10 protein-coding genes are annotated in these 11,756 nt (G+C 57.6%); 5 read left to right on the top strand and 5 right to left on the bottom strand.

Translation table 11 applies throughout. The annotated features are described in order from the left end of the window. Positions 1 to 3: 3 nt before the first annotated feature. From OKC43_RS15295 to OKC43_RS15275, 5 genes are read left to right on the top strand one after another with little or no spacing between them, the layout of a single operon-like run. A complete protein-coding gene (locus OKC43_RS15295) occupies positions 4 to 573 on the top strand; it encodes a chemotaxis protein CheW (RefSeq protein WP_042080654.1) in 570 nt (189 codons plus the stop codon). A gap of 43 nt (positions 574 to 616) precedes the next feature. After that, positions 617 to 2,371: a methyl-accepting chemotaxis protein gene (locus OKC43_RS15290; RefSeq protein ID WP_179903246.1), complete on the top strand. Its 1,755-nt coding sequence runs from the start codon at positions 617 to 619 to the stop codon at positions 2,369 to 2,371. A gap of 56 nt (positions 2,372 to 2,427) precedes the next feature. Continuing rightward, complete coding sequence (locus OKC43_RS15285) at positions 2,428 to 3,231, top strand: CheR family methyltransferase (RefSeq protein ID WP_040068586.1); 804 nt, start codon at positions 2,428 to 2,430, stop codon at positions 3,229 to 3,231. A gap of 3 nt (positions 3,232 to 3,234) precedes the next feature. Beyond that, complete coding sequence (cheD, locus tag OKC43_RS15280; RefSeq protein ID WP_042080650.1) at positions 3,235 to 3,726, top strand: chemoreceptor glutamine deamidase CheD; 492 nt, start codon at positions 3,235 to 3,237, stop codon at positions 3,724 to 3,726. Further along, positions 3,723 to 4,781 (top strand): protein-glutamate methylesterase/protein-glutamine glutaminase, encoded by a 1,059-nt coding sequence (locus OKC43_RS15275; RefSeq protein ID WP_042080649.1) that lies wholly within the window; start codon positions 3,723 to 3,725, stop codon positions 4,779 to 4,781. Before cheD ends, OKC43_RS15275 begins: the two co-directional genes overlap by 4 nt. Before the next feature lie 98 nt (positions 4,782 to 4,879). Here the strand turns inward: OKC43_RS15275 and pnp are convergent, their stop codons facing one another. From pnp to infB, 5 genes are all read right to left on the bottom strand, one after another. Further along, entirely contained in the window at positions 4,880 to 7,027 is a 2,148-nt protein-coding gene (pnp, locus tag OKC43_RS15270) for a polyribonucleotide nucleotidyltransferase (RefSeq protein ID WP_236271698.1), read from the bottom strand. Positions 7,028 to 7,194: 167 nt separating this feature from the next. Further along, positions 7,195 to 7,464: a 30S ribosomal protein S15 gene (gene rpsO / locus OKC43_RS15265; protein WP_005338797.1), complete on the bottom strand. Its 270-nt coding sequence runs from the start codon at positions 7,462 to 7,464 to the stop codon at positions 7,195 to 7,197. Between the two features lie 144 nt (positions 7,465 to 7,608). Then, a complete protein-coding gene (gene truB, locus OKC43_RS15260; protein ID WP_005338798.1) occupies positions 7,609 to 8,559 on the bottom strand; it encodes a tRNA pseudouridine(55) synthase TruB in 951 nt (316 codons plus the stop codon). 1 nt (position 8,560) lies between these two features. After that, positions 8,561 to 8,998 carry a 30S ribosome-binding factor RbfA gene (rbfA, locus tag OKC43_RS15255; protein ID WP_005338799.1) on the bottom strand — a complete coding sequence of 146 codons (438 nt, stop codon included), beginning with the start codon at positions 8,996 to 8,998 and terminating at the stop codon, positions 8,561 to 8,563. Positions 8,999 to 9,053: 55 nt separating this feature from the next. Beyond that, positions 9,054 to 11,747: a translation initiation factor IF-2 gene (gene infB / locus OKC43_RS15250; protein ID WP_005338806.1), complete on the bottom strand. Its 2,694-nt coding sequence runs from the start codon at positions 11,745 to 11,747 to the stop codon at positions 9,054 to 9,056. Positions 11,748 to 11,756: the final 9 nt, after the last annotated feature.

Below are 11,756 nucleotides of genomic sequence, written 5' to 3'. Positions count from 1 at the left end.
ACCATGCATACATCCACCGACATCACGGTGCCATCAGCGGCCGCTGACGAGAGCAGTGGCGATGCCCAGTACCTGACATTTCTGATCAACAACGAGATGTTCGCCATCAATATTCTGGGGGTCAAAGAGATCATCGAATACGGCAATATCACTCCGGTTCCGATGATGCCGGGTTTTATTCGCGGCGTAATCAACCTCAGAGGAGCGGTAGTGTCGGTCGTAGACTTGAATGCCCGCTTTGGCAATGCACCTTCGGTCATCACTCGCCGCAGTTGCATCGTCATTATTGAGGGGGTGGCCCCGCAGGGCGATGAACCTGTAGGTCAGGATATTGGCGTTGTGGTGGATTCCGTATCGGAAGTACTGGGTATCCCACAAGCAGATATCGAGCCCCCACCCAGTTTTGGTGCCCGCATCCGGGCCGATTTCATCAGTGGCATGGGCAAGGTCAACGGCAAATTCGTCATCCTCATCGATACCGGAAAAGTGTTGTCACTCGATGAGATGGCTCAACTCAACGAACTGGCCCAGCCACAGGCAAGGTTGCCACAAGGCAACCTGCAACCCTCCTGAACAGGCCTCCATACTCCACGACATGCAGCATAAGGAAACGCTCATGACCCAATCACTCTTAGGAAAACTCTTCGGAGACAATGCCACCGAAGTGAGGCAGCGGACCCTGTTACTCGACGCAATCGGCCAACTGCAACACGCAGTCCTGGCAGAGCAGGTTCCAGCACCACTCGATCTTTCCGGTATGGATAGCCCCTTGCGTGAAGTAGGACATGCCATCAACGAGGTGGTCACCTTGCTCAGTGACAAGCTGGAACAGAGCCGCAACGACATTAAAAAGAACCAGGTGTTGCTCCATGAGAACCAGCTGGTTCGCAAAGCCCTCGACTGCGCCAGCACCAACGTGATGATTGCCGATACCAACCTCGACATTATCTATATGAACGAGGCAGTGACCGGCATGCTCAATCAGGCCGAGACCGACATCAAGAAAGAGCTATACAGCTTCAACGCCAATCAGCTGATGGGCGCCAACATCGACAGCTTTCATAAAAATCCCGGCCATCAGCGCGCCATGCTGGCCAAACTCAACAGCACCTACCGTACCCAGATTCAGCTGGGGGGGCGCACCTTCTCCCTGATCGCCAATCCGGTCTTCAACGATACCGGAGAACGGTTGGGATCCGTGGTCGAATGGGCCGACAGAACCAAGGAGGTAATGATAGAGAAAGAGATGTCCGACATTGTGCAGGCCGTGATCAATGGCGAGCTGCACCGCAGGATGGAACTTGCTGGCAAGAGCGGCTTCTTTCAGGCGATGGGAGAAGGGATCAACCAGATTGCCGAAGTGATCGACAGCACACTCAACGACGTCATCCGGGTCGTGCAATGTCTGGCAAAAGGTGACCTGACCCAACAGATTGAGGCGGACTATCCCGGCGTGTTTGGCACCACCAAGGATGCGCTCAACAAGACCATCGCATCGCTCACCAACATCGTCACCGAAGTGCGCGGCGCCTCTGACAACCTCTCCAGTGCCGCCGAGCAGGTAAGCGCGACCGCCCAGTCGATCAGCCAATCCAGCAGTGAACAGGCCTCCAGCATGGAGGAGACCAGCGCCTCCATCGAGCAGATGAGCGCCAGCATCAACCAGAATACCGACAATGCCCAGGTCACCGATGGCATGGCCAGCAAGGCAGCCAAAGAGGCCGTAGAGGGAGGAGAAGCGGTCAAACTGACTGTGGATGCCATGAAGCAGATCGCCAGACGGATTGGCATCATCGATGACATCGCCTACCAGACCAATCTGTTGGCACTCAACGCAGCTATCGAAGCGGCGCGGGCAGGCGATCACGGCAAAGGCTTTGCCGTAGTGGCGGCGGAGGTGCGCAAACTGGCCGAACGCAGCCAGGTGGCAGCACAGGAGATTGGTGAGCTGGCCTCCAGCAGTGTCGAGATGGCGGAAAAAGCAGGTCGCTTGCTCGATCAAATGGTGCCCTCCATCAATAAGACCTCGGATCTGGTGCAGGAGATCAGTGCCGCTTCGGTTGAACAATCCACCGGTGTCAGCCAAATCAATCAGGCCATGAACCAGTTGAGTCAGGTTACCCAGCAGAACGCCTCTTGCAGCGAAGAGCTGGCTGCCACGGCAGAAGAGATGAGCAGCCAAGCTGAACAGCTGCAGCTGGCCATGGAGTTCTTTACCCTGGAGGTCCACGCCAAAGAAGGTAAAGCAGCCACCTCGCATCTTCACCCCAATACCCGAGGTCGCTTCATGAACGAGAGCAATGCGAACAGTCGGGAACGAGCCGCCACAGGCCAACGCCCCATCGGCGATGGCGATTTTGTCCGGTTCTAGTCACGGGAGAGGCGTTGCCTCTCCCATCGCCACAACACAGGTAGAGGGACAGTTTTTTGTATCAAACCCAGCTGCATGATGATGAGTTCTCCCGTTTCCAACGCTGGCTTCATCAAACGGCGGGGATAGAGCTGTCTCCAGCCAAGAAGGCGCTGGTAGCCAGCCGCCTGGCGAAAAGGCTCTGTCACTATGAGCTGGATAGTTATGACGACTATTTCCAGCTCATCATGAACGATCGCAGCAGCGAACTGCAGCTGGCGCTTGATCTGCTTACCACCAACGAAACCTACTTTTTCAGGGAGCCCAAACACTTCGAGTTTCTGACGCGGGAGATAGTCTCAGCGCTCCCGCCCGAGCAACCACTACGGGTCTGGAGCGCTGCCAGCTCATCCGGCGAGGAGCCCTACAGTCTGGCCATGACCCTCGCGGAAAAACGCAGCACCTTCAACTGGGAGATCCTGGCCTCCGATATCTCGTCCCGGGTGCTGGAACAGGCGATGAGCGGGCGCTACCCCATCGAGCGGGCGCAAAATATTCCACTGCCCTTTTTGATGAAATATTGCCTCAAGGGTGTGGGCCTGCAGGAGGGCATCTTCATCATCGATCGCAAGTTGCGGGACAAGGTGCAGTTCATGCAGATCAACCTCAATCAGGATCTGCCGGACATAGGCATGTTTGACGTCATCTTCATCAGAAACGTGATGATCTACTTCAACAAGGAGACCAAAGGGCAAGTATTGCAGCGGCTGGTACCCAGACTCAAACCCGGTGGCTACCTGCTGGTAAGCCACGCCGAGAGCCTGCATGGCCTGCACCACGGTCTGCAGCTTGTCTCGCCTTCCATCTATCAGAAGAGATAAGTCATGGCTCGGGAGGTGATCCTGCAACCGGGAGAGCTCTTTTTTGGCAAGGAGGATGTGGTGGTCAGAACCGTACTGGGCTCCTGTATTGCCATCACCTTGTGGCATCCGGAGCAGAAACAGGGAGGAATGTGTCACTACATGCTGCCAAGTCGGCGCAATCCCTCTGCCAAGCTGGATGGGCGCTATGCCGATGAAGCCCTCGCCTTGCTGCTGCAAGCGGCCAGTCACTATCCCGCCCCCATCCATGAATATGAGGCCAAGTTGTTCGGGGGTGGCAACATGTTTACCGAGCCTCAATACGCACAGAGCGACAACAATGTCGCCGCCAAAAATATTCAGGCAGCCTGGCAGCTGACCCGACACCTTGGCCTTGATATCAAGGCTCATCATCTTGGCCATAGCGGCCACCGAAGCTTGCTCTTTGAGCTCAGCAACGGCAGTGTCTGGCTCCGCCATCATCGTCTGCCACATCAACGGGAGTCGCGAGAATGAAGCAGATCCGGGTCATGCTGGTGGATGATTCCGCCGTGGTCAGACAGGTATTGCAAGCGGTGCTGGAGCAGGAGCCTGATATCCGGGTGATCGCCACGGCATCGGATCCCCTGTTTGCCCAGGAAAAACTGAAGAAAGAGTGGCCTGACGTCATCGTGCTCGATGTGGAGATGCCCCGTATGGATGGCATCACTTTTCTCTCCAAGATCATGGCAGAGCATCCAACCCCGGTGGTGATCTGCTCCTCCCTCACCGAAAAGGGGGCCGAGACCACTTTGCAGGCAATGGCTGCCGGCGCGGTGGACATCATCACCAAACCGACCATGGGGATAAAAAGCTTTCTGCAAGAATCTGCCCACGACCTGGCCATGGCGGTACGTGCCGCGGCCCAGGCCAACCTCAAGCGCGTGGGCAAGCCCTCATCTGTGCCGGTCAGCACCAAACTCAACGCAGATGCCATGCTGGCGCCCAACCAGCACGCCATGGCACAAACCACCGAGCGGCTCATCGCCATCGGCACCTCGACCGGCGGCACCCAGGCGCTGGAAGCCGTGCTGACTGCCTTGCCCCGGGTCAGCCCCGGCATTGTCATCGTGCAGCACATGCCGGAGAAATTTACCGCCATGTTTGCCGAACGGCTGAACGGGGTCTGCCAGATAGAAGTGCGGGAGGCGAGGAACAATGACCGGGTGATCCCGGGGTTGGCGCTGATTGCCCCCGGCGGCAAGCATATGCTGCTCAAGCGCAGTGGTGCCTACTATCACGTCGAGGTGGTCGACGGGCCGCTTATCAACCGCCATCGCCCCTCGGTGGATGTGCTGTTTCGCTCCGTCGCCAAATATGCCGGCAAGAATGCCACCGGCATCATCATGACCGGCATGGGGGATGATGGTGCCCGGGGATTGCGCGAGATGCTGGATGCGGGTGCCAACACCTATGCCCAGGATGAGGCCTCCTGCGTGGTCTTCGGCATGCCCAAGGAGGCGATCAAGCTGGGAGCTGCCCGCCATGTGCTCCCCTTGCAAGAGATGCAGTACGCCATCCTCGGCAAGTAATCCCTTATAGCGCGTTTTGACCATAAAAAAGTCCGGCTCCCATTGGGGAGCCGGACTTTTTACATCAACCGGAACCAATCCGGTATCAGGCGAGCAGATTACTCAGCAGCAGGCGCTTCTTCAGCGGCCGGAGCGGCGTCAGCAGCAGGTGCTGTTGCTTCGGTCGGGGCGTTCGCTTCCTTGATGGAGAGACGTACGCGGCCCTGACGGTCCACTTCCAGTACCTTCACCTTGACTACGTCACCGATGGTCAGGTGGTCAGCCACGTTCTGCACGCGAGCGTCGGTGATCTGGGAGATGTGTACCAGACCATCTTTGCCCGGCAGAATGTTGACGAATGCACCGAAATCGGCCAGACGAACTACTTTACCTTCATAGATGCGGTTCACTTCGATCTCGGCGGTGATAGCCTCGATGCGACGGATCGCTTCCATGGCGGCTTCGTTGGCCACGGCGGAGATACGTACAGTACCGTCATCATCCAGCTCGATGTTGGTGCCGGTCTCTTCGGTCAGCGCACGGATCACGGAACCACCCTTACCGATCACGTCCTTGATCTTCTCGGGATTGATCTTGATGGTGTGGATACGCGGTGCAAAATCGGAGATCTGGGCACGGGGAGCCTGGATAGCTTCGTCCATCACTTTCAGGATGTGCAGACGAGCGCCACGAGCTTGCTTCAGAGCAATCTCCATGATCTCTTTGGTGATGCCTTCGATCTTGATGTCCATCTGCAGCGCGGTCACACCTTCGGTGGTACCGGCTACTTTGAAGTCCATGTCGCCCAGGTGATCTTCGTCACCCAGAATGTCGGACAGCACGACGAAACCTTCTTCTTCCTTCACCAGACCCATGGCGATACCGGCAACGGAGGCTTTGATCGGCACACCGGCATCCATCAGCGCCAGAGAGGAACCACAGACAGACGCCATGGAGGAGGAGCCGTTGGACTCGGTAATTTCAGACACCACGCGCACCACGTACGGGAACTCGGCGGCGCTCGGCATCACGGCGGCAACGCCGCGCTTGGCCAGACGGCCGTGACCGATTTCACGACGCTTCGGGCTACCCATCATGCCGGTCTCACCGACGCAGTATGGCGGGAAGTTGTAGTGCAGCATGAAGCGATCGGCACGGTTGCCGGTCAGCTCGTCGATGTTCTGGGCGTCACGCTCGGTACCCAGAGTGGCCACCACGATGGCTTGAGTTTCACCACGGGTGAACAGGGCAGAACCGTGAGCACGGGGCAGAATACCGGTACCTACGCTCAGGGCGCGGATCATTTCCGGATCGCGACCATCGATACGCGGCTCACCACGTACTACGCGACCACGAACGATGCGGCTTTCCAGGCTGTGGAACTCTTCGCCGATCTTCTTGGCATCTTCTTCCACGCCGGAAGCGATAACTTGCTCAACCACACGGCCCTTGATGGCAGCGATGGTTTCGTAACGAACAGCCTTCTCGGTGATGCGGTAGGCTTCACCCAGTTCGGCGCTTGCCAGCTCGGCAACCTTGGCTTTCAGCGCTTCGTTGACGGCAGGCGGAGTCCAGTCCCACGGCTTGGTGCCGACGGCAGCGGCAAACTCGTTGATCGCATTGATCACGATCTGCATCTGCTCGTGACCGTATACCACGGCGCCCAGCATCACCTCTTCGGAGAGGATGGCCGCTTCGGACTCAACCATCAGTACCGCGTTGGCAGTACCGGCAACCACCAGATCCAGATCGCTCTGCGGCAGTTCGGTGGTGGTCGGGTTCAGCACATACTGACCATTCATGTAACCCACGCGAGCAGCACCGATCGGGCCGCCAAACGGGATACCGGAGATGGCCAGTGCAGCAGAGGCACCGATCATGGCAACGATGTCGGGGGATACGGCCGGATTCACGGACATTACGGTCGCAACGACCTGAACCTCATTGAGGAAGCCTTCCGGGAACAGCGGACGAATAGGACGGTCGATCAGACGGGAGATGAGGGTCTCACCTTCGCTCGGACGGCCTTCACGACGGAAGAAACCACCCGGGATACGACCAGCAGCATAGGTACGCTCCTGGTAGTTGACGGTCAGCGGGAAGAAATCACGGCCGTGATCGGCCTCTTTCTTGCCGACTACGGTCACAAATACGCAGGTATCGTCCATGCTGACCATAACGGCCGCAGTGGCTTGACGGGCCATCACACCGGTTTCCAGAGTGACGGTGTGTTGACCGTACTGGAATGACTTTACAATAGGATTCACGTGAATTTCCTTTTTACAATTTGGCTCTTTAAATTCGCGCACAAGTATACTTGATTCGATGCAAAAGGTAAGCGGTGACGCGAATTCTGTGAGGCAGGCAACGGCTTGAAGAGCAATAAAAAAGGGGAACCTGACGGTTCCCCTTTTTCGCGAAATCTGATGGTCGATTAACGACGCAGACCCAGCTTGGCGATCAGAGCAGCATAACGCTCGGAATCTTTACGCTTCAGGTAGTCCAGCAGCTTACGACGCTGGGAAACCATGCGCAGCAGACCGCGACGACCGTGGTGGTCCTTGGAGTGCTCTTTGAAGTGACCTTGCAGATGGTTGATCTGGGCAGTCAGCAGGGCAACTTGCACTTCGGGGGAACCGGTGTCGTTTGCGCAACGAGCGTTGTCAGCAACGATTTGAGCTTTGATCTCAGCATTTAGAGACATGGTAATACTCCAGTAGAGTGTTTAAAGGTTCACAGCCAATCTCTAATTCAGCCGTGAAATGAGGGCGGTATCATAATCGTCCCCGCCCCTTTTCGCAACGATAAAGAGGCGAAACGGGAAAGACGTTCTGATACCGCCTGAGGATCACTCCTCGTCGTGATAACGCACCAGTCGCTTGGGAGCGACGCGGCCATCATCATCAATCTCGCCAACCCCGATGAACTCGCGCTCCGGGCCGACCGTCATGCGAACCTGACCGCTTTGCGGCGCACCTGCCACCTGCACGGCCTGGCCCTGATTCACATAGGCAGCCACAACAGCCAGCATGTTCACCTCGGGCAAGCTTGCCACGGCGGTATCCATCGGCAACAACAGCGGATCCAGCTGCTCGCGCGGCGGGATGCTCTCGGCCTTGGCCTGCTCGAAGATGCACTCGAGTTGCTCCAGAGTCAGCATCCGCTCATACGGATAGCTGGCCACCTGGGTACGGCGCAACTGAGTCACGTGGGCACCACAGCCCAGCACTTCACCCAGATCATCCACCAGAGAGCGGATGTAGGTGCCTTTGCTGCAGTGCACTTCAAGGCGCACTTCATCACCTTCAAAGCTCAGCAGTTTGAGCTCGAATACGGTGATGGGACGGGCTTCTCGCTCGATCTCGATGCCTTCGCGGGCATATTCGTAGAGCGGACGGCCGTTGTGCTTGAGCGCGGAGTACATGGAGGGCACCTGCATGATGGGGCCGCGGAACTGGTCCAGCGCCTCGATCAGGGTACCGACAGCCACGTTCACCGGACGGGTGGAGACCACCTCACCGTCGGAGTCGCTGGTGTTGGTGCGCTCGCCCAATTTGGCGGTCACCTCATAGCGCTTGTCCGCTTCCAGCAGATACTGGGAGAACTTGGTGGCCTCGCCGAGGCAGATCGGCAGCATGCCGGTCGCCAGCGGATCCAGTGCGCCGGTGTGACCGGCCTTGGCGGCATTGTAGATGCGCTTGACCTTCTGCAACACATCGTTGGAGGTCAGGCCGGTCGGCTTGTCCAGCAGCAGAATGCCGTGCACATCACGGCCCTTGAAACGACGTCTTCGGGTCATCTCAGGCTTTATCCTCAGTCGTGTCATCCGGTGCAGATTCAGCTTCTTCGTCACGGCCGGATTCGGCCATGCGACGCTTGTCTTCACGCACAGTGTTGGTCACCAGGTTGGAGAGACGCATCCCCTCGACCAGGGTCTGGTCGTAGTAGAAACGCAGCTCGGGCACCACGCGCAGACGCATGGCACTGCCCAGCAGACTACGGATATATCCGGCTGCTTCGGTCAGACCCTGCAAGCCTTCCTTGATGCGCTCGGCATCATTTTCCAGCTGCAAGAAGGTGACGTAAATCTTGGCATAGTTGAGGTCACGGGACACTTCCACATCGGAAACAGTCACCATGCCGATGCGCGGGTCTTTCACCTCGCGCTGCAGGATCAGCGCAATTTCACGCTGGATCTGCTGTCCGACCCGACGGGTCCGGCTGAATTCTCTGGCCATATTCTATCCTGCGATAAAAGGGGGCCGCGGCCCCCTATTTTGTCTAACTCTCGGCTTACAGAGTCCGTTGGATTTCAACAGTCTCGTAAACTTCGATCTGGTCGCCTTCGCGTACGTCGTTGTAGTTTTTGACCGCGATACCACACTCGTAGCCGTTGCGAACTTCGTTGACGTCATCCTTGAAGCGACGCAGGGATTCCAGCTCGCCTTCATAGATGACCACGTTGTCACGCAGAACGCGGATACGGTTGGAACGCTTGACCACACCTTCGGTAACCATACAGCCGGCAACGGCGCCGAACTTCGGAGACTTGAAGACGCTACGCACTTCAGCCAGACCGATGATCTCCTGACGATACTCAGGGGCCAGCTTGCCGCTCATAGCCTGCTTCACTTCGTCGATCAGGTCATAGATAACGGAGTAGTAACGCAGATCCAGGCTCTCGGATTCGATGACCTTGCGCGCAGATGCGTCGGCACGGACGTTGAAACCAACCAGAATGGCGCTGGAAGCAGCAGCCAGGGTCGCGTCGGTTTCGGTGATACCACCTACGCCGGAACCCACGATCTTCACCTTCACTTCGTCGGTGGAGAGTTTGACCAGCGCATCGCAGATCGCTTCCACAGAACCTTGTACGTCGGCCTTGATCACCACGTTCACTTCGGACACTTCGCCCTCGGTCATGTTGGCGAACATGTTTTCCAGCTTGGCCTTCTGCTGGCGAGCCAGCTTGACTTCGCGGAACTTGCCCTGACGATAGAGCGCCACTTCACGGGCTTTCTTCTCGTCACGGACAACGGTGGCTTCGTCACCGGCAGAGGGAACGCCGGACAGACCCAAGATTTCCACCGGCAGGGACGGGCCCGCTTCCTTGATCTCGCGACCCAGTTCGTCACGCATGGCGCGAACACGGCCGTACTCGAGACCACACAGAACGATGTCGCCCTGACGCAGAGTACCTTCTTGAACCAGTACGGTAGCAACCGGACCACGACCTTTATCCAGGAAGGATTCGATCACGACGCCGTTGGCCATGCCGTCAACCACCGCTTTCAGTTCCAGTACTTCAGCCTGGATCAGGATGGCTTCCAGCAGGTCGTCGATGCCTTCGCCAGACTTGGCGGACACGTGCACGAACTGGCAGTCTCCACCCCAATCTTCGGACATGACGTTGTAACGGGCCAGTTCGGTCTTGACGCGATCCGGATCCGCTTCAGGCTTGTCGATCTTGTTGACCGCAACAACCAGCGGCACACCGGCAGCCTTGGCGTGCTGGATAGCTTCGATGGTTTGCGGCATCACGCCGTCGTCAGCTGCAACAACCAGAACAACGATATCGGTCGCCTTGGCACCACGAGCACGCATGGAGGTAAACGCCGCGTGACCCGGGGTATCCAGGAAGGTGATCATGCCACTGTCAGTCTGGACGTGGTAAGCACCGATATGCTGGGTAATACCACCGGCTTCGCCAGCAGCAACCTTGGCTTTACGAATGTAGTCGAGCAGTGAGGTCTTACCATGGTCAACGTGACCCATGATGGTAACGACCGGTGCGCGCGGCTTGGCTTCGGAGGTCTCGTCACGATCGGACAGTACCGCCTCTTCCAGCTCGTTCTCACGACGCAGCACAACCTTGTGACCCATCTCCTCGGCGACCAGCTGAGCGGTCTCCTGGTCGATCACCTGGTTGATGGTGGCCATGGCACCCATCTTCATCATCACCTTGATGACTTCAACGCCCTTGACGGCCATCTTGTTGGCCAGCTCGGCCACAGTGATGGTCTCGCCGATGACGACGTCGCGGTTCACCACGGCAGCCGGCTTGTTGAAGCCGTGCTTCATGGCGTTCGGCATGGCGACCTTGCCGCGCTTGCCTTTGCGGGCACGCGGGTTGCGAGAGTCGCGATCATCTTCACGACGACCGGCTTTCTTCGGTGCCTTGGCAGCTGCGGCAGTGCGGCGGCTGGTCTCTTCTTTCCGATCCAACTCGTCTTCTGCGGCTTGCGCATGCTTGTTGGTGGTCAGATGGTAGTCGCTGCTCTCTTTGGCGCGAGCGGCCTCTTCTTCGGCCCAGCGGGCTGCGTTCTGTTCCGCCATGAGACGAGCCTCTTCGGCTTTCTTCGCGGCGAGTTCTTCAGCTTTTTTCAAAGCTGTTTGTTCCTGTTGGCGCTTCAGTTCTTCTGCTTCGCGCTTGGCCATCTTTTCTGCCTCTTGCTGAGCTGTGCTACTGGCTGCTTTGGCGGGCTGTGAAGCCTGTCGAGCCTTTGATTGTGCCTCGATCCGCGCCTTTTCCTCAGCTTCACGACGAGCTTGCTCAGCCTCACGGCGAGCCTTCTCTTCAGCTTCGAGGCGAGCCTTCTCTTCGGCCTCGCGACGAGCTTTTTCTTCTGCTTCCAAACGCGCTGTTTCCTCGGCTTCCGCCTGACGCTGTTCATCTTCCAGCGCCGAGCGTCTTACATAGGTGCGAGATTTGCGTACTTCTACCTGCACTTCCTTGTTCTTGCCGCCAGTCCCCTGAACACTAATGGTGCTCTTGGTCTTGCGCTGCAAGGTCATGCGGGCAGGAGCGGCGACCTCGTCACCTCCATGCTGTTTCTTCAGGTGTGCCAGCAGAGCCTGTTTCTCAGACTCGCTGACCATGTCGTCGGCCTTGCTCTTGCTGATACCGGCATCGACAAACTGCTGGAGAAGACGATCAACCGGTGTGTCGATGTCAGTGGCAAGTTGTTTGACTGATACTTCTGCCATTCATTTTCC

The organism is Aeromonas sp. Y289-2 (genome assembly GCF_027705925.1).
Taxonomy (GTDB): domain Bacteria; phylum Pseudomonadota; class Gammaproteobacteria; order Enterobacterales; family Aeromonadaceae; genus Aeromonas; species Aeromonas veronii.
The sequence above is the reverse complement of the archived record's forward strand: the minus strand, read 5'-3'. Positions and strand labels throughout refer to the sequence as shown.